The following is a 17859-nucleotide window of genomic DNA, read 5'->3' on the forward strand; positions in this document are numbered from 1 at the left end:
CCGTCATGCTGCGTCCGGGGTGCTCGCGGTGATGCCGGAGGTGGAGGCGATGACCGATGCCATCTGCTTGCGCAGCGCCTCGTAGAAGACGTTGAGCGGGAACTCGTCGTCGAGCACGAGGTCGTTGAGCGCCTTGGTCTTGGTGCCGTCGAAGGGCAGCGCGTCGGGACCCTTGGCCCACGTCGAGCCCGGGTTCGGCACGACATACGTCGCGACGAACTCATGCGAGGCGAGCCAGTGTCCGACCCGTGACCGGTCGATGCCGCTGCGATAGAGGACCTCCACCTCGTCGCACAGCTGCACGATGACCTCGGGCACCCGCCGCCAGTCGAAGGACAGCTTGTTGTCGGTCCAGCGCAGCGCGTCGTGCTTGTGCAGGTAGCCGAACATCAGCTGCCCGCCGAGCCCGTCGTAGTTGCGGTGCCGGTCACCGGTGATCGGGAAGCGGAAGAGGCGGTCGAAAAGGATTGCCAGCTGGACGAATCGGGCGTAGGGCTGCCCTTCGTCCTCCAGCCTGACGGCCTGCCGGAAGGTGTTGAGGTCGCAGCGCAGCTCCTCCAGGGCGTACATCCAGAACGGCATCCGCTGCTTGATCATGAACGGGTCGAACGGCAGGTCGCCGTGGCTGTGGGTGCGGTCGTGGATCATGTCCCACATCGCGAAGGTCGACTGTGCGAGCTCCTGTGAGGCGACCAGTCGCTCGGCGTCCGGCGGGAGCTGCAGCGACAGCAACTCGGATGCGGCGGCGACGACGCGACGGAAACGGGCACCTTCGCGGTCGCAGAAGATTGCACCCCAGCTGAACTTCGGAACCTCGCGCACCGCAACGGTTTCCGGGAAGAGCACCGCGGAGTTGGTGTCGTAGCCGGGCGTGAAATCGATGAAGTTGACCGCCAGGAACATCTTGTTGTCGTAGGTCTCCTCGACCTTCGCCAGCCAGTCGGGCCACTGCACCGACAACAACAGCGCCTCGAAGACGCGGTCCAGGTTGCCGTTCTGGGTGTACATCGGGAACACCACGAGATGCTCGATGCCGTCCGCGCGGCACAGGTCCGGACGGAACTTCATCAGCGAGTCGAGGAAGTCCGGCTCGACGAACCCGCCGTCGACCCACTTCGTCAGGTCGTTCGGCAGCTCGGCGAGGTAGTCGGCGTCGTGCGGGAATCGCGGTGCCAATGCTGCGATCTGGGACTTCATCGTCTCGACGAGTTCGGCCGCGCGAGCGTGCCGGCCGGCGTCTTCGATGGAGCCGTCCTTCGCCTGCATCAGGCGCAGCTCCTCGACTGCCGCCTTGAGCTCCAACCATTCCGGGCTGCGGTCGACACCGGAGCCGATCGAGGTGACGCCGGCGGTCTGCTTGCGTGCGGCGCTCGCCCAGGTGATCAGGTTGGTCCAGAACCGGCGGTGGTCCAGTTCGTCGATGGAGTCGTCGCCGACGATGTCGGAGTCGGCCAGCACGACGACGCGTCCTGCGCCATACGGCAGGGCGACGGCGAGCGGCTGACGGGCGGGGTATGCCGTTGCGCTGGTCCGGGCAAGGACCTTCGCCTCGGGTGCGCCCGAGACGTCGATGATGCCGGCGCGGTAGAAGCACAGTTCGTCGACACCCGCGAGCAGTCCCTGGCCGAGCCCGCCCTCGACATCTGCCAGCACCCAGGTGGCGTTGTCGTGGAAGCGTCGGCCGCCCTCGGCGGACTCGTGCACGGTGGTGCTTGGAACGTGCAGGCCGAAGCGGGCGAGCAACTCGTTGAGGTTGTTGCCGTAGACGTCCTGGTCACACTCGGCCAGGACCACGAGACCGCCGCCCTGCTCGACGAACTCGACGACCGTGTCGATCTCGGTGCCGTCCAGCACGGGCGGCAGATCGCCGGTGGTCTTCTCGGCGGCCTTGGCGGCGGGATGATCGATGACGAGGACGTCGGCGCCCGCGAGGACCTCCGAAACCAGCGGGCCCGACTCGTGACCGACGACGTCGAAACCGCGGCCCCGCAGCGTGTCCGCGGCCTTCTCCAGCGAGGAGTCGGCCGGGTTCGCCGGGTTCATCGTCGCGGCCGTCGCGCGGGTCAACGCCCAGGCGCTGCTGTGGGCCTGCTCCACGACCACCTTCGGGAAGACGCTCATTTCAGTCACATCCTTCATCATCCATAGGAGATTTTCTTGTTGGCCCGAGTCTAGACAGTAAAACTTCCCGCTTCCAACCCAGTGGGGCGGGTCAATGTGACGCGCATTACGCTCCAAGACATGCCGGTCGAACGCATCCTTCCCACGGCCGATGCGGCGGATCTGATCGAGCTCACCCGCGAGATCGCCGCCCGCGAACTAGCCCCGCACGTCGACGAGGCGGAGCGCACCGCTTCCCCGCCCCGTGAGACCTTCCGGACCCTCGGTCGTGCCGGCCTCCTGTCATTGGCCTACCCGGAGGAGTTCGGCGGCGGGGCGCAGCCCTACGAGGTCTACCTGCAGGTCGTCGAGGAGATCGCGATGGCCTGGATGAGCGTCGCCATCGGCGTCTCGGTGCACTCCCTCACGGCATACCCGATCCAGCACTTCGGCAGCGACGCGCAACGCGAGGCACTGTTGCCGGACATCCTCGGCGGCGAAACCCTCGGCGGTTATTGCCTGTCCGAGCGTGAAGCGGGATCCGACATCGCATCCATGCGGACTCGCGCCGTGCTCGCCGACGACGGCAGCGCGACCCTGAGCGGCACCAAGAGCTGGATCTCGCACGCTGCGCACGCCGACTACTACACGACCTTCGCGCGCACCGATGACTCCGGCGGCAAGGGCGTCTCGTGCTTCATCGTGCCGGCCGATGCCACCGGCCTCGGTTTCGGTTCGCCCGAGCGCAAGATGGGGCTCGCCGGCGACCCGGTCGCGGAGGTGCACTTCGACAAGGTGGCCGTGGGGGCCGATCGGATGATCGGCGAACGCGGACAGGGCATCCAGATCGCGCTGGCAGCGCTGGACGCCGGTCGTCTCGGCATCGCCGCGGCCGCCACCGGCCTGGCGCAGTCGGCGCTCGACCTGGCTGCGTCATACGCCTCGGAGCGCACGCAGTTCGGGCAACCGATCGCCGAGTTCCAGGGCCTGGCGTTCCTGCTCGCCGACATGGAGGCCGCCGTGACCACGGCGCGCGCGACCTACCTGCACGCGGCACGGCTGAAGGACGCCGACCGGCCGTTCGCCAAGCAGGCCGCGGTCGCCAAGCTCGTCGCGACCGACGCGGCCATGCGCGTGACGACCGACGCCGTGCAGGTGCTCGGCGGCGCCGGTTACACCCAGGATTTCCCCGCCGAGCGGTTCATGCGCGAGGCGAAGGTGACCCAGATCTTCGAGGGCACCAACCAGATACAACGACTGGTGATCTCGCGGCACCTGCTGCGAGAGCTCACCGAACGAAAGGGCATCGCACGATGAAGATCGACTCCACAACGGTCTCGCTGGTCACCGGAGCCGGCTCCGGCCTCGGCGAGGCCACGGCACGCAAGCTGTATGCCGACGGAGCTTCCGTCGTGTTGCTCGACCTGCCCTCCTCCAAGGGTGCTGAGGTTGCCGAATCCCTCGGCGAGCGAGCGCAATTCGTCGCCGCCGACGTCACCGACGAGGAGCAGGTCAAGGCGGCCGTCGACGCCGCCGTCGCCATGGGCACACTGCGCATCGTCGTCAACTGTGCGGGCGTCGCGACGCCGGGACGCGTCATCAGCAAGCGCGGCGTGCTGCCGCTGGAGGCGTTCAGCAAGGTGGTCCAGATCAACCTGATCGGCACCTTCAACGTGCTGCGCCTGGCCGCCGAACAGATAGCCGGCAACGAGCCCGTCGAAGGCGGCGACCGCGGGGTCATCACCATGACCGCCTCGATCGCAGCGTATGACGGTCAGATCGGCCAGGCGGCATACGCCTCGTCGAAGGCCGGCATCGTCGGGCTGACGCTCAGCGCCGCACGAGACCTGGCGGACAAGGGAATTCGCGTCGTGACCATCGCGCCCGGCACCTTCGAGACACCGATGCTCGCCGGCCTGCCGAACGACGTGAAGTCGGTGCTCGAGGCGCAGGTCCCACACCCGTCTCGCCTCGGCCGACCCGACGAATACGCCTCGCTCGTCGCGCACATCATCGACAACCAGATGCTCAACGGAGAAGTCATCCGCCTCGACGGGGCTCTCCGGATGCCGCCTCGCTGAGTCCGCTGGCTCGACTCCTCGCAGGACAGTGGTGGCGCCACGCTCACGAGCTCGCGGCGCGCCACCACTGTCCTGGTCGTCGTCTCACGGGCGTCCACGTCTCGTTCTGTGACCTGATCGTGGCCTGTCGCCATACGTGCGTGGCGATGGTCGGAGATCGCCGAGGAGCTCGTGAGGAACGAGCGAGCGTCTCGAGGTGCCGCCTACTTGTTCGAGGACGTGGCCCAGAGGTTGATGCCTGCCTCGACGGCGTGCTTGTCGATCTTCTTCAGCTCGTCGTCGCTGAACTCCAGGTTGTCCAAGGCCCCGAGGCTGTCGTCGAGCTGCTCGACGCTGGATGCCCCGACGAGCACGGACGTGACGCGTCGGTCGCGCAGCACCCAGGAGAGCGCGAACTGCGCGAGCGTCTGACCGCGTTTCTTCGCCATCCGGTTGAGCGCCTGCAGATGCTTGAGCGTCTCCTCGGTCAGCATCTTCGGGTCGAGCGACTTGCCCTGGCTCGCACGCGAACCCTCGGGCACACCCTTCAGGTACTTCGACGTCAGCATGCCCTGCGCGAGCGGCGAAAACGCAATGCAGCCAACGCCGTTCATGCCGAGCGTGTCGAGCAGGTCTTCCTCGACCCAGCGGTTGAGCATCGAGTACGACGGCTGGTGGATGAGCAGCGGAGTGCCCAGCTCGCGCAGGATCCGCACCGCTTCCGCCGTCCGGGGGCCGCTGTATGACGAGATCCCGACATACAGTGCCTTGCCCTGCCGCACCGCGGTGTCCAGCGCGCCGAGCGTCTCCTCCAGCGGAGTCGTGTCGTCGAAGCGGTGGCTGTAGAAGATGTCGACGTAATCGACGCCCATCCGCTGCAGCGACTGGTCGAGTGAGGCGAGCACATACTTGCGCGAGCCGCCGCCCTGGCCGTAGGGACCCGGCCACATGTCATAACCGGCCTTGGTCGACAGGATCAACTCGTCGCGGTAGCGCTTGAAGTCCTGGGCGAAGATCGTGCCGAAGTTGCGCTCGGCCGATCCGTAGGGCGGGCCGTAGTTGTTGGCCAGGTCGAAGTGGGTCACACCGCGGTCGAAGGCCCGGCGCAGAATGGCGCGCTGCCGGTCCAGCGGAACGTCGTCGCCGAAGTTGTGCCACAGCCCGAGCGAGAGGGCGGGCAGGTCCAATCCGCTGGTGCCACAACGCCGGTAGGTCATCGAGTCGTAGCGACCGCGGTCTGCTTGATAGTCGTCAACATGCATCGTCACGCCATACATTCTGACAGCACCCATGCCGAGTGACGGCTTCTTCGCCGAGTGACGGCGCACAAGGACCGTCACTCGGCGAGAGAGCCGTCATTCGGCAGGTCGCTGGTGGATTCGTGAGTCCGCCAGGCCCATGGGTAGCATTGGGCCGCTCGCGGGACGCGTCCCGCAGCACGCCGGTGTAGCTCAGTTGGTAGAGCGCTTCACTTGTAATGAAGATGTCGCGGGTTCGACTCCTGTCACCGGCTCTCCCGGACGGCGCACGCCCGTCCAGTTCCTTCGCCGCATTCGCCCACGGTGGGCACGTACGCAGTTCAGAAGACGAACGGCACGAGCATCTTGGTCGACCGTTTGTATGCCGGGTAGGTGTCCGGAAGCTGCTGCGCCAAGTTGGACTCCTCCACCGTCGCGCTGTAGACGAAATAGGCCGTGGCCAGCGCGGCGGCGAACAACCACTGCCAGCTCAACGCCACCGCAGTGGCGACGGTGGCAAGCAGGAGGCCCGAGTAGATCGGGTGACGCACGAGCCGATAGGGCCCGCTCGTCACCAGCTCGGGATCGTCCTTCAGCGTCATCGGTGTTCCCCAGTTGCGGCCGATGTGCCGACGCGCCCAGCAGGCGAATCCGAGACCGGCAGCGAGGAGCGCGAGACCGACGCCGGCCCGCCAAGCGCTGGTGTTCATGTCGCCACCCCGGAACGCTCCCAGGCGAATCAGCAGGATGACGACTGCAGCGATCAAGGCCCTGATTCCCAGTTCGCGGCGCCACGGGACGTGACCGCCCTTCTTCATCGAGATGGCCGACACCAGCCAGTAGAGCCAGAAGATCGCCCACGCGGTCGCCACGACGAACTCGACTGCTCTCATCACGGCCGATCAACTCTCGGAGCGCGCTTTCAGATACAGCGGGAAGAAGAGAATCCACAGGACGAGGCACCCCGCCGCCCACACCTCCGGGCGATCGATCTGCAGGTCACCGATGCGCATGATCACCGCACGCCGATGGTCAGCGCGCACGCGAGCGTCATTCAGCACCCACAGCACGGAAGCGACCAGCAGTCCCAACAGCACAAGCGGTGCGAGCACCTGCATCGACAATGTGGCACCTCCACCGGCAGCGGATCGGATCTCAGTGTCCCACCGGGTGCTGCATACCGCTCACCTCACCGGTTCCTCATTTCCCACCAACCACATCTCTCGCTCCTCTACCGTGACGTACCTCGGGTTTACACGAGCAGGAGAGTCAGATGAAGGCGCTCACCACCATCGCCACGTCAACTGCTGCAGCGCTGGCACTCAGCGCCGGAGGTATGGCGCTCGCCGGACGCGCGACTGCTACGACCAGCACCGCGGCCACGACTGCGACGTGCACGGTCATCACCCTCCAGTACGGCGACTCACACCACTCGCTCGTCAAGACGCTGCAGCAACGCCTCGGTGGGCTGACCGCCGACGGCTACTTCGGCAAGGACACCCTGGCCAAGGTCAAGGCCTTCCAGACCACCCGCGGGTTGGTCGCCGACGGGATCGTCGGCGCCATGACCTGGGACCTGCTCGGTGGTTTTCCGGGTTGCACGACCGTCACCGGCTACGTCATGGCCGATTCCGGCGCCGCCGGGTCGAAGGCGAACATTCGCTCCGGGCCGGGACTGAAATACAGCATCGTCGGGACCTACGGGCCACACGCCAAGGTCGTCGGCACCCGGGTCGGCACGGGACCGTGGCTGCACACCAGCCGTGGTTACGTCCACAAGGGCACCCTCGAGACGACGACCTCCAACCCCTCGTCCATCAACGGCCGGATCCCGGCCGGCAATCGGTGCAAGATCTCGCTCGCCTACAACTCCCCCGATTCCTTCGACCCCGGATACACCCCCACGACCCAGCGCTACCTCAACTGCGACGACCAGCCCTACCTGGCATCGCTCGAGGCGACCTACAAGGCGACGTTCGGGCACTACGCGGCGATCGACCTGACCTACCGCGACATCAACGAACAGTGGTACTGGTACAACAAATTCGGCAGTCCACGCGCTGCCTACCCCGGGACCTCGAACCACGGCTACGGGCTCGCCGTCGACTTCCGGGAGACGGACAAGCCCGGCGAGGAGTTCGGCTGGGGCGGCGCCGGCCAGAAGTGGCTGACAGCCAACTCGATGCGCTGGGGCTTCACCAACCCGTTCCCCTACGGCACCGACGGCGAGAGTTACCACTTCCAGTTCGTCGGCTGAAAGTTCGCTGGACGTCGGAGTTCGACGTTCATCAAATGCTCCATTCCAAACCGCCCGGTGACCTGCTGCGCGGGTGGAAGATCACTGATGCGTCCACTCTGTCGGGACAGCATTTCAGAAGGAGTCATCAATGCGGACAACGCTTTTCGGTGCCCTCGCAGCAGCAGCCATTTGTGTCGGCGCCTCATCGCCGGCACTGGCTGCCGCCCCTGGTCAACACCCTGATCACGCCACACCCTCCGGCTGCCACCTGGCCAACGGGATCCAGCACGTCGTACAGATCGATTTCGACAACGTCCACCTCACGCGCGACAACCCGAACGTCGCGAGTGATCTCGAGCAGATGCCGGCACTGCTCAACTTCATGAAGAGCCAGGGCGTCGTCATGACGAACACGCATGACGACCTGGTGCACACCGGCACCAACATGATCTCGAACGCGACCGGGCTCTACCCGGACCGCAATGCGATCACCCAGTCCAACAGCGGCGACCTGTATGACGCCACGGGCACTCCGACGGGCTACTCGTCCTTCTCGTACTGGACCGACAAGCTCTCCGATTTCAACGGCAACACCTACAACCGCTACAACCTGGACTACCTGCCGTCCCGGACCGCGCCGGCACCGAAGCAGAGTGTCAACGTCCCTGCTCCGTGGACGCCCTTCACCGAGGCCGGCTGCAATGTCGGCGAGGTCGGCAGCCCCAACACCATCCTGGAGAACACCGGCAGCGACGTGACGACGGTCTTCGGGGCCGACTCGCCGCAAGCGGCCGAGGCGAAGGCCGATCCGGTGAAGGCCCAGGCCGACATGGTCGGCCTCGCGGTGCACTGTGCCAAGAGCGCCGCGTTGTGCGCCTCGGGCCAGCAGGACGCGCTGCCCGACGAACCGGGCGGCTACGCCGGTTACCGGGCACTCTTCGGCAACGCCCAGATCCAGCCGCGCATCAGCCCGAGCGGTCCGGTGCAGTCCACCGACGGCAAGACCATCGCCGACAACAAGGGCAACCCCGGCTTCCCCGGGTTCGACTCCGAGACCGCGAACAACTCACTCGGCTACACCGCGCAGATGCTCGAGCACGGCGTCCAGGCGGTGAACCTCTACATCTCGGACGCGCACGGCGACCACACCGCAGCGCAGACCGGTGACCTCGGGCCGGGACAGCAGACGTACGAGCAACAGCTTGCGGCATACAACACGGCGTTCCAGGCGTTCTTCGACCGCCTCGCCAAGGACGGTATGACGGCCAAGAACACGCTCTTCACCGTCACCACCGACGAGGGCGACCACTTCGCCGGAAGCGCGCCGACCCCGGCGAACTGCACTGGCAGCAATGGCAATTACTGCAACTACGCGACACGCTCCGAAGTCAACGTGAACCTCCCCGGGCTGCTCGCGACACAGCGCGCGAACACCACACCGTTCGGGATCCACGCCGACCCCGCTCCGGCGATCTGGTTGAACGGCAACCCGGATCGGACTGCGGCGGTGACCCGCACCTTCGGTCGTGACCTGGGCGGGCTGACACTCACCGACCCCTACACCGGCGAGAAGCAACCGGTCGCGTACGACATCGCGGACTCGGTTGAGCAACGCATCCTGCATTTCGTGAGCGCCGACCCGGCACGCACACCGACCTTCACCGCCTTCTCCGGCGAGGACTCGTATGTCGGTGGCGGGCAAGCGAATTGCAGCCAGCCGTGCGTCTACACCAGCTCCGGGTACGCATGGAACCACGGCAGCTACTGGCCGGACATGCAGGACATCTGGGCCGGGTATGTCGGCCCGGGCATCTCGGCCCGCGGCACGAACGACACGTTCACCGATCAGGTCGACATGCGCCCGACGGTGCTGCTGCTCACCGGGCTGCAGGACCGATACCAGGTCGACGGCGTGCCCGTGCTGCCGATCGTGGCTGACTCGGCGCTGGCGCCCGCGACCCGAAACCACCGGTCGCAGCTGACGGCGGCGGCAGCGGCATACAAGCAACTGGTCGCGCCCACCGGCACGTTCGCGATGCACACGCTCAAGGCGTCGACCGCGGCGATCAAGAGCGACAGCGCGGGAGATGCGCAGTACACCAGGACCGAAAACGCGCTGAGCACACTGGGATCCGTGCGTGACGCAACCGGCCAGCAACTGGCCGCGGTCATCCTTGGTGCCACCGAGGAGCACGGCGCGCAATCCGTGGGCAAGCTCCGGCAGCTGACGCAGGAAGCGGCGCACCAGCAGGATCACGCGGCCGCGCTCGGCTAGGAACCAGCGGTCAGCTCTGCTCCGCTTCGTGCATGTAGGGGTAGAGCTGGCCGCGGTTCTCGTCGATCTGCAACGTGCGGCCGGCGAACGGGAACGCCCGCTGCGGGCACGCCGGCCGCTCGCAGACCTTGCAGCCCATCCCGATCCGGGCGCGCAATGTCCGGTCCTCCAGATCCAGCCCGGCGGAGTAGACCGTCTGGTCGGCATAGCTCAGGTCGCACCCCAGCCCGATTGCGAATGTCTTGTGCGCAGAACGGAATCCGGCACCGCCGCTGCTCACCGTCCGAGCGATCCAGAGGTACGCCCTGCCGTCCGGCATCTCCGCAATCTGGCGCAGCACCTGGCCCGGTCGACTGAAGGCGTCATACACCGTCCACAGCGGGCAGGTGCCACCGCTGCGGGAGAAGTGGAACGGCGTCGCCGACTGGCGCTTGGACAGATTGCCCGCCCGGTCGACCCGCACGAACGCGAACGGAATGCCCGAATCCCCAGGACGTTGAAGGGTGTTCAGCCGGTGACACACCGTCTCGAAGCCGACATCGAACTCCTCGGCCAACCGTTCGATGTCGTAGCGAACCCGGCGCGCGGCCGACAGGAACACGCCGTACGGCAACAGGATCGCGCCGGCGAAGTAGTTCGCCAGCCCGATCCGCGCCAGCCGCGTCGTCACCGCGTCGTCGAAGGGCGCGGTCTCGACGATCCCGTCGATCAGCTCCGACGCCACGACCAGGGCCAGCTGGCTGCCCAACTGGAACGCCTTCTGCGCCGGACGCAGCTCCTGCGCGACCCGCAGCGTGCGCGTCTGCGGGTCGTAACGACGCTGCCCACCGACCTCCGCACGTGGTGCCTCCACCACCTCGACCTCGAGTGCTGTCAGGTGATTTCGCAGCTCGGCATACCGACTGCGCGGCTGTATGCCGAGCTGCGCCACCAGCTCTTCCGCCCGGACGTCGAGCGCGTCGAAGTAGTTGTGGTGCACCGAGAAGAAGTCGCGAACCGCCTCGTAGGGCATCGGCGGAGCAAGAGGATCCTCGCGGTCCGCACCGAGCCGCGCTTCCAGGGACTCGATGCGCTCCCGATCGGCACGCCGCCCGGCAGTCAGGTCCAGCAGGGCCGCGGCCACGCCCGGCAACTGGTCGGCGACCATTCGCACCTCCGCCACCGACAGAGCACGCAGCTCGGCATGCTCGGCGAAGGAGTCGACGAGCGCGGCTGCGGTGCGCGCGTCGGCCTGCACCGTCAGTCGTTGCGCGTCGACTCCCAGCACGGCGGCGACCCGGACCCGCAACTCCGGCGTGAGGACCCGATTGTTGTGTTCGATCTGACTCAGGTAGCTCGGCGAGATCGCGAGCTGTCGTGCGAGGGCGGCTCCGCTGATCCCCGCATCCACCCGGGCCCGTCGGACGACGAAGCCGGCGTACTCACCCATAGCCATCCGCCCATCTTCACAAACTTCACAACACGCGTCGAGAAACTGTCCAAACTTCGCAGACCGGTGCGGGTATCAGTGCGTCCTTTCCATTGCTTATCTTGTGAAGGTAGAAGATCCCTCGACAAGCTCCATCGACAAGGAGAGCGCCGTCATGGCTGACACCAAGCCGAAGCCCAAGAAGTCCGTCGCACTGTCCGGTGTGCCGGCCGGCAACACCGCACTGTGCACCGTCGGCCAGCACGGCAACGACCTGTCGTACCGCGGCTACGACATCAACGACCTGGCCGAGAACTGCAGCTTCGAGGAGGTCGCCTACCTGCTCATCCACGGTGCCCTGCCGACGGCCGCCCAGTTGGACACCTACCAGGCACAGCTGAAGGCCAAGCGTGCGCTGCCGCTCGCCGTGCGCACCGCGCTCGAAGCGCTCCCCGCGGCCAGCCACCCGATGGACGTCATGCGCACCGGCGTCTCCGTCCTCGGCTGCACCCTGCCGGAGAAGGACGACCACAACGATGCGGACGCCCGCGACATCGCCGACCGGCTGATCGCGTCGCTCGGCTCGATGCTCCTCTACTGGTATCACTGGAGCCACAGCGGCAAGCGCATCGACGTCGAAACCGACGACGACTCGATCGGCGGCCACTTCCTGCACCTGCTGCACGGCACCGAGCCGACCGACGAGCAGGTCAAGGCCATGAACATCTCGCTCAACCTGTATGCCGAGCACGAGTTCAACGCCTCCACCTTCACCGGTCGCGTCATCGCCGGCACCGGGTCGGACATGTACTCCGCCATCACCGGCGCGATCGGGGCCCTCCGCGGCCCGAAGCACGGCGGCGCGAACGAGGTCGCACTGAACATCCAGCAGCGCTACGCGACCGCCGACGAGGCCGAGGCCGACATCCGCGAGCGCGTCGCCAACAAGGAGGTCGTGATCGGCTTCGGCCACCCCGTCTACACGATCTCCGACCCGCGCAACAAGATCATCAAGAAGGTCGCCCAGGAGTTGTCCGAGGGCACCGGTGACGAACGGCTGTATGACGTCGCCGAGCGCATCGAGTCGGTCATGTGGGACGCCAAGAAGATGTTCCCGAACCTCGACTGGTTCAGCGCCGTCAGCTACCGCGCCCTGGGCGTGCCGACCGACATGTTCACGCCGCTGTTCGTCATCTCCCGCACCACCGGTTGGGCGGCGCACGTGCTCGAGCAGCGTGCGGACAACAAGATCATCCGCCCGAGCGCGAACTACGTCGGCCCCGAGGACCAGAAGTTCGTCCCCCTGGCCGAGCGACGATAATTTGCTTCAACTGATCCATGCCGAATGACGGCTCTCTCGCCGGGTGACGGTCCTATAGCGCCGTCACTCGGCGAAGAAGCCGTCATTCGGCAAAGGGGTGTCCCGGGAGGTCGCGATGCGCCTCCACCGCTGCGCTCCCCCGGCACTCGACCTGCTTCTCCTCAACCCACTCCGACCGATTGGCGACATACCTTGTCCAGCACTGACAGCACACCCACCAAATCCGCGACCGGCGGCCGCGCCTGGGACGACATCCTCGTCGACATCGTCGACTATGTCCGCGATTACCAGATCGACTCCGAGCTCGCGCTGACCACCGCACGAAACATCCTCATCGACGCGCTCGGCTGCGGCCTCGAAGCGCTCGAATACCCCGCAGCGACAAAGCTGCTCGGCCCGATCGTTGCCGGCACGACCGTCCCGAACGGCGCCCGAGTCATCGGCACCAACTACGTCCTCGACCCGGTGCAGGCCGCATTCGACAACGGCGCGCTGGTCCGCTGGCTCGACTTCAACGACACCTGGCTCGCTGCCGAATGGGGGCACCCGAGCGACAACTCGGGCGCAATCCTCACCGTCGCCGACTGGATCTCCCGCGAGCGCGTCGCCCGCGGCGAGGAGCCGCTGACCATGCAGGCGGTCATCGAGGGCGTCGTCAAGGCGCACGAGATCCAGGGCGTCATCGCCCTCGAGAACTCCTTCAACGCGGTCGGCCTCGACCACGTCATCCTGGTGAAGGTCGCCAGCACCGCCGTCGTGTCCACGCTGCTCGGACTGACCCGCGAGCAGACGCTCGCCGCGGTGTCGCTGGCGTTCGTCGACGGCCAGTCGCTGCGCACCTACCGCCACGCACCCAACGCGGGCAGCCGCAAGAGCTGGGCCGCGGGTGACGCCTGCAGCCGCGCCGTGAAGCTCGCGCTGATCGCGCAGACCGGTGAGATGGGCTACCCGACCGTGCTGACCGCGCCGACCTGGGGTTTTTACGACGTCAGCTTCGGTGGCAAGCCGTTCACCTTCCAGCGGCAGTACGGCTCGTATGTCGCCGAGAACGTCCTCTTCAAGATCAGCTACCCGGCCGAGTTCCACAGCCAGACCGCCGTCGAGGCGGCGCACACACTGAAGGACCGGATCGAGGCCGCCGGCAAGACGATCGACGACATCGACGAGGTGACCATCCGCACCCACGAGGCGTGCATCCGGATCATCGACAAGCAGGGCCCCCTGAACAACCCGGCCGACCGCGACCACTGCATCCAGTACATGGTCGCCGTGCCGCTGATCTTCGGCCGCCTCACAGCCGCGGACTACGAGGACGACGTGGCCGCTGACCCGCGGATCGACGCGCTGCGCGCCAAGATCCACTGTGTCGAGGACCCGCAGTTCACCACGGACTACCACGACCCGGAGAAGCGCAGCATCGCCAACGCGCTGACCGTGAAGTTCACCGACGGCACATCCCTGGACGAGGAGGTCGTGGAGTACCCGATCGGCCACCGCCGCCGCCGCGAGGAGGGCCTCCCGCTGCTCGAGGCGAAGTTCCGTCGCAACCTGGCCCGTCGCTTCGACGAGTCGCGCCAGCAGCAGATCGCCGAGGTGTCCCTCGACCAGGCCAAGCTCGCGGCCACGCCGGTCCACGAGTATGTCGACCTGTTCGTGACCGCGGACAACGACTTCGGGAAGAAGGACCAGTGATGCAGGCGTCCACCAAGCAGCAGCTGCGCGCGCTCGTCGACGAGCGCTCCGGTGTGGTCGTGCCCGGATCGTTCAATCCGTTGTCCGCCAAGGTGATTCAGGACCTGGGCTACCGGGCGTCATACGTGACGGGCGCCGGGGTGACCAACATGTCGCTCGGCCTGCCGGACCAGGGCTTCATGGGCCTGGCGGAGATCGCGGACCACACCGCGCGCATCCGGGACGCGGTCGACCTGCCGCTGCTGGTCGACGCCGACACCGGTTTCGGCAACGCGCTCAACGTGCGCCATACGGTGCGCGTGCTGGAGCGGGCCGGCGCGGACTGCATCCAGTTCGAGGACCAGGTCAGCCCGAAGCGCTGCGGTCACTTCGAGGGCAAGTCGGTCATCGGCACGGACGAGGCGGTCAACAAGATCAAGGCGGCCGTCGACGCTCGCACCGACGAGAACCTGCTGATCATGGCGCGCACCGACGCGGCCGCCGTCCATGGCTTCGAGGCCGCGGTCGAGCGGGCCCGCGCCTTCGGCGAGGCCGGCGCGGACATCCTCTTCGTCGAGGCGCTCACCGACCGCGAGCAGGTGCTCAACCTGCCGTCGATGGTCGAGCAGCCGCTGCTGGCGAACCTGGTCATCGGTGGCAAGACACCGATGGTGTCCGCACCCGAACTCGCCGAGGCCGGCTACGGCATCGTCCTCTACGCCAACGCGGCGTTGCAGGGTGCCGTCTTCGGCATGCAGAACGCCCTCACCGCGCTGCGCGATCGCGGCCGGGTCACTGAGGAGGACAACCTCGTGGTCGGCTTCGCCGAGCGGCAGCGCCTGGTGGACAAGCCGATGTGGGACTCCCTCAACGACCGGTACAGCAGCTGAACCTGCTGCTTCGACTCCTCGCAAGACGGCGGTGGCCCGGAACGAACTCGTTCGTTCCGGGCCACCGCCGTCTTGGTCGTCGTCTCGCGGGCGTCCCCGTATCGCGCGGTCCGGTTGCCTTGGCCCGTCACTGTCGCCAGAGAGGAGAAGGGTCCCGGTTCGCGTCACATGCCCTTCGAGTTCAGCAAGCTCTGCAGGGCGACGACCGTGCGGCCGTTGAGGTGCGAGGCACCGTCCTGCGGGACACCGAGGTACCGCTGCACCGCACGCGTGGTGACCGGGCCGATGACGCCGTCACGGTAGACGCCGAGCCGGGCCTGCAACGCGATGACGGTGCTGCGGGTCAGGTGGTTGGCGCCGTCCTGTCGCACGCCCAGCCAGTGTTGGGTCGAAGCGGTGGTGAGCGGACCCACGATCCCGTCGAGGACCAGTGCACGATGGCCGCCACCGCGGGAGGGCGGCGTCGGTGTCGGCTTCGGGGTGGGCCGCGAGCCCGGATTCACTTGCACGGCAAGGCCGTTGGCGCGGGTGAGTCCTGCCTTCTTGGAGCAGACCGGCCACGCACCGGGTCCCTGCACACGCAGGGTCGCCTGTGCGACGTATATCTGCTGATCGCGCGTGGCGTACTGCGCACTGGAGGCGAAGCGGCCGCCGCCGAACGCCTGCCAGGTGGACTGGGTGAACTGCAAGCCTCCGGAGAAGCCGTTGCCGGTGTTGATCGACCAGTTGTTGCCCGACTCGCAGGTCGCCACGCGGTCCCAGACGTTCCAGGGGGTAGCCGCCTTGGCGTGCGCGGCAGCAGCCAGCCCGGCGCCGACGGTGGTGGCCGAAGCCATCACGGCGCCCATGGCGCGGCGTCCGGCGACAGACGGGCGATCCGTCTTGTGACGCGGTGTGTACGGCAAGGTGATGTCCTTTCCTGACGAACCCGACTCGCGCCGGGATCGGTGCCTTGAAGCGCCCCGCACGTTACGGGATTGACGCATGTGACACAAGATGTGAGTGTGACTCGTGAGCAAAGTTCAAGCCGACACGCGGAGCGGAAAGGTAAAATTACATCCGTGTAGTTCCCAGCGCTCACCGTGAATCCGCGACCCGGCCGGGCCATACACACCGTGCCGGACCACGCCGGAAAATTCGTTGCGGAACTCAGCGCCGGCGGACGCGCCGGCGGCGCAGCGCCTTGCGGTCCAGCGGAGCCGACATGACGTCGCCCATCACCACGCCGGTGCTGATCGCCAGCGCCACTGCGGCGGCACCCATCAGCGTGCTCAGCGCGTTGGCCTGGGTGGTCACGGACGTGCCGATGATGCTGCCGGACACCGCGTCATACATGCCACGGAAGATCCGCAGACCCGGCAACAGCGGTGACACCGCGGGCACCACCAGGACGAGCGCCGGAGCGCCGAGCCGGAGCCCGATGAGGCGACCGAGGATGCCGATGACGATGGCCGCCACCGCGATGGCCGTGGTCGCACCGAGTCGGAACCCGCCCAGCCCCAGCGAACTCGACAATCCACCGGACAGGAACAGGCCGACCGCCCCGAGCAGACCGGCCGGCAGCAGGTGTCGTGGCAGCACCCGGGCGGTCACCGCACTGCAGGTGGCACCGATCCCGCCACAGATCACCCGCACCCACAACGTGGTGGTCTGATCGCCGAAGGCAAGTGCGTGGGGCGCCGTGAGGTCCAGGTCCAGCGCCTTGTCCAGGCGCAGGGTGAACGACAGCCCGGCAGCGATGCCGACGATGATGCCCGCCGTCGACAGGAAGACGGTGAGCAGCCGCCCGGCACCGGTCACCGGATAGCCGGTGATCGCGTCCTCCACCGCCGAGGCCATCGCGCGGCCGGGCAGCAACACGACGATGCCCGCCGCGACGGCATACGCGAAGTCGGGTTTGGACATGTCCGAACCGAGCCAATGGTGTGCGCCGACCACGAAGCCCGACCACGCGAGCACGACCGACACCGCGCTGCCGGCGGCGGCCGCGTAGAAGGACGGTACGGCGCGCTTGCCCAGCCAGCGTCCGATCCGGTCGACCAACAGCGCGGAGATGACCGACACGACGATGGCCATCAGGTGACCGCCGAGCAGCGCACACACCGAGCCGGCCAGCCCGGCATACCCGACGCCGACCAACCAGCGCGGGTAGAGCCGGGACTTGCGCTGGATGCGACGCAGTCGGCGGGTCGCGGCGTCGACGTCGTCGATGCCGCCGGACACCAGTTCCTCGACGAGCCCGTGTACGGCGGTCAGTCGGGCGAAGTCGCGGGTGTTGGAACGCACGACCCGCAGCAGTGTGACCGGCACGCCGGCCGGGGTCGGCGCCTGGACCAGCAGCGACTGATTGGTGATGTCGACCTCGAGACGACGCAGCCCGGCAGCGGCGGCAACCGCGACCACGGCGGCCTCGACGTCCCGGGTGCCCGCGCCACAGCGCAGCAGAAGCTCACCGACCCGCACCGCCAACTCCAGCGCACCACGGACGCTGGCCTCCTGCTCGGGCGCCTCCATAGTGCGCGGATCCCGGTATGGCGTGTGCCGCAGCGAGTCCACGATCGGCATCGGCTCCGTGACCGGCTCTCCCTGCAGGAAGCGCAGCCGGCCGGACATGGGCATCCCACCCGGGTCAGTGTCCTGCACCTCGTCCATCGGAT

At 67.2% G+C, this 17859-nt stretch carries 14 protein-coding genes and 1 tRNA gene; 8 read left to right on the forward strand and 7 right to left on the reverse strand.

The features are described 5' to 3' along the window. Positions 1-3 precede the first annotated feature (3 nt). Positions 4-2121 carry a DUF6421 family protein gene (locus tag ACZ50J_RS18370; RefSeq protein WP_464298602.1) on the reverse strand — a complete coding sequence of 706 codons (2118 nt, stop codon included), beginning with the start codon at positions 2119-2121 and terminating at the stop codon, positions 4-6. Positions 2122-2241: 120 nt separating this feature from the next. Between ACZ50J_RS18370 and ACZ50J_RS18375 the strand changes: the two genes are divergently transcribed. Next, complete coding sequence (locus ACZ50J_RS18375) at positions 2242-3417, forward strand: acyl-CoA dehydrogenase family protein (protein WP_464298603.1); 1176 nt, start codon at positions 2242-2244, stop codon at positions 3415-3417. Then, the gene (locus tag ACZ50J_RS18380) at positions 3414-4181 is read left to right on the forward strand and encodes an SDR family NAD(P)-dependent oxidoreductase (protein WP_464298604.1); all 768 of its coding nucleotides are present in this window, start codon (positions 3414-3416) and stop codon (positions 4179-4181) included. The genes ACZ50J_RS18375 and ACZ50J_RS18380 overlap by 4 nt, the downstream gene beginning before the upstream one ends. Positions 4182-4384: 203 nt before the next feature. Here the strand turns inward: ACZ50J_RS18380 and mgrA are convergent, their stop codons facing one another. Further along, positions 4385-5437, reverse strand: coding sequence for an L-glyceraldehyde 3-phosphate reductase (gene mgrA / locus ACZ50J_RS18385; protein ID WP_464301369.1), 1053 nt, complete (start codon positions 5435-5437; stop codon positions 4385-4387). Positions 5438-5600: 163 nt separating this feature from the next. Between mgrA and ACZ50J_RS18390 the strand changes: the two genes are divergently transcribed. Then, positions 5601-5673, forward strand: a tRNA-Thr gene (locus ACZ50J_RS18390). A 66-nt stretch (positions 5674-5739) separates the two neighbouring features. On the opposite strand, the gene ACZ50J_RS18395 is transcribed toward ACZ50J_RS18390, so the two are convergent. Together ACZ50J_RS18395 and ACZ50J_RS18400 are read right to left on the reverse strand one after the other, a co-directional pair. After that, positions 5740-6291 carry a methyltransferase family protein gene (locus ACZ50J_RS18395; RefSeq protein WP_464298605.1) on the reverse strand — a complete coding sequence of 184 codons (552 nt, stop codon included), beginning with the start codon at positions 6289-6291 and terminating at the stop codon, positions 5740-5742. A 9-nt stretch (positions 6292-6300) separates the two neighbouring features. Then, the gene (locus ACZ50J_RS18400) at positions 6301-6516 is read right to left on the reverse strand and encodes a hypothetical protein (RefSeq protein ID WP_464298606.1); all 216 of its coding nucleotides are present in this window, start codon (positions 6514-6516) and stop codon (positions 6301-6303) included. Positions 6517-6671: 155 nt separating this feature from the next. Here ACZ50J_RS18400 and ACZ50J_RS18405 point away from each other — a divergent pair, with 155 nt between their 5' ends. Together ACZ50J_RS18405 and ACZ50J_RS18410 are read left to right on the forward strand one after the other, a co-directional pair. Beyond that, on the forward strand, positions 6672-7655 hold the full coding sequence (locus tag ACZ50J_RS18405) for a peptidoglycan-binding protein (protein WP_464298607.1): 984 nt from the start codon (positions 6672-6674) through the stop codon (positions 7653-7655). Positions 7656-7785: 130 nt separating this feature from the next. Beyond that, positions 7786-9912 carry an alkaline phosphatase family protein gene (locus tag ACZ50J_RS18410; RefSeq protein WP_464298608.1) on the forward strand — a complete coding sequence of 709 codons (2127 nt, stop codon included), beginning with the start codon at positions 7786-7788 and terminating at the stop codon, positions 9910-9912. Positions 9913-9922: 10 nt separating this feature from the next. Here the strand turns inward: ACZ50J_RS18410 and ACZ50J_RS18415 are convergent, their stop codons facing one another. Beyond that, positions 9923-11347: a helix-turn-helix domain-containing protein gene (locus ACZ50J_RS18415; protein ID WP_464298609.1), complete on the reverse strand. Its 1425-nt coding sequence runs from the start codon at positions 11345-11347 to the stop codon at positions 9923-9925. Between the two features lie 148 nt (positions 11348-11495). On the opposite strand from ACZ50J_RS18415, the gene prpC reads away from it, so the two are divergent. The 3 genes from prpC to ACZ50J_RS18430 all read left to right on the forward strand — a co-directional run bounded on the left by prpC (position 11496) and on the right by ACZ50J_RS18430 (position 15202). Next, entirely contained in the window at positions 11496-12641 is a 1146-nt protein-coding gene (gene prpC / locus ACZ50J_RS18420) for a bifunctional 2-methylcitrate synthase/citrate synthase (protein WP_464298610.1), read from the forward strand. Positions 12642-12833: 192 nt separating this feature from the next. Continuing rightward, positions 12834-14333 (forward strand): bifunctional 2-methylcitrate dehydratase/aconitate hydratase, encoded by a 1500-nt coding sequence (locus ACZ50J_RS18425; RefSeq protein ID WP_464298611.1) that lies wholly within the window; start codon positions 12834-12836, stop codon positions 14331-14333. Further along, the gene (locus ACZ50J_RS18430) at positions 14333-15202 is read left to right on the forward strand and encodes an isocitrate lyase/PEP mutase family protein (RefSeq protein WP_464298612.1); all 870 of its coding nucleotides are present in this window, start codon (positions 14333-14335) and stop codon (positions 15200-15202) included. Before ACZ50J_RS18425 ends, ACZ50J_RS18430 begins: the two co-directional genes overlap by 1 nt. 164 nt (positions 15203-15366) lie before the next feature. Here the strand turns inward: ACZ50J_RS18430 and ACZ50J_RS18435 are convergent, their stop codons facing one another. Both ACZ50J_RS18435 and ACZ50J_RS18440 read right to left on the reverse strand, forming a co-directional pair. Continuing rightward, entirely contained in the window at positions 15367-16107 is a 741-nt protein-coding gene (locus ACZ50J_RS18435) for a transglycosylase family protein (RefSeq protein WP_464298613.1), read from the reverse strand. A gap of 244 nt (positions 16108-16351) precedes the next feature. Next, entirely contained in the window at positions 16352-17854 is a 1503-nt protein-coding gene (locus ACZ50J_RS18440; protein WP_464298614.1) for a threonine/serine exporter family protein, read from the reverse strand. Positions 17855-17859 lie beyond the last annotated feature (5 nt).

This window comes from Flexivirga sp. G2 (assembly GCF_055397625.1).

Coding starts and splice junctions, on each gene's coding strand:
- ACZ50J_RS18380 (WP_464298604.1), top strand. CDS start 3,414: ATGAAGATCGACTCCACAACGGTCTCGCTGGTCACCGGAGCCGGCTCC.
- ACZ50J_RS18410 (WP_464298608.1), top strand. CDS start 7,786: ATGCGGACAACGCTTTTCGGTGCCCTCGCAGCAGCAGCCATTTGTGTC.
- ACZ50J_RS18375 (WP_464298603.1), top strand. CDS start 2,242: ATGCCGGTCGAACGCATCCTTCCCACGGCCGATGCGGCGGATCTGATC.
- ACZ50J_RS18370 (WP_464298602.1), bottom strand. CDS start 2,121: ATGAGCGTCTTCCCGAAGGTGGTCGTGGAGCAGGCCCACAGCAGCGCC.
- mgrA (WP_464301369.1), bottom strand. CDS start 5,437: ATGTATGGCGTGACGATGCATGTTGACGACTATCAAGCAGACCGCGGT.
- ACZ50J_RS18395 (WP_464298605.1), bottom strand. CDS start 6,291: ATGAGAGCAGTCGAGTTCGTCGTGGCGACCGCGTGGGCGATCTTCTGG.
- ACZ50J_RS18400 (WP_464298606.1), bottom strand. CDS start 6,516: ATGCAGGTGCTCGCACCGCTTGTGCTGTTGGGACTGCTGGTCGCTTCC.
- ACZ50J_RS18440 (WP_464298614.1), bottom strand. CDS start 17,854: ATGGACGAGGTGCAGGACACTGACCCGGGTGGGATGCCCATGTCCGGC.
- ACZ50J_RS18415 (WP_464298609.1), bottom strand. CDS start 11,347: ATGGCTATGGGTGAGTACGCCGGCTTCGTCGTCCGACGGGCCCGGGTG.
- ACZ50J_RS18405 (WP_464298607.1), top strand. CDS start 6,672: ATGAAGGCGCTCACCACCATCGCCACGTCAACTGCTGCAGCGCTGGCA.
- ACZ50J_RS18430 (WP_464298612.1), top strand. CDS start 14,333: ATGCAGGCGTCCACCAAGCAGCAGCTGCGCGCGCTCGTCGACGAGCGC.
- prpC (WP_464298610.1), top strand. CDS start 11,496: ATGGCTGACACCAAGCCGAAGCCCAAGAAGTCCGTCGCACTGTCCGGT.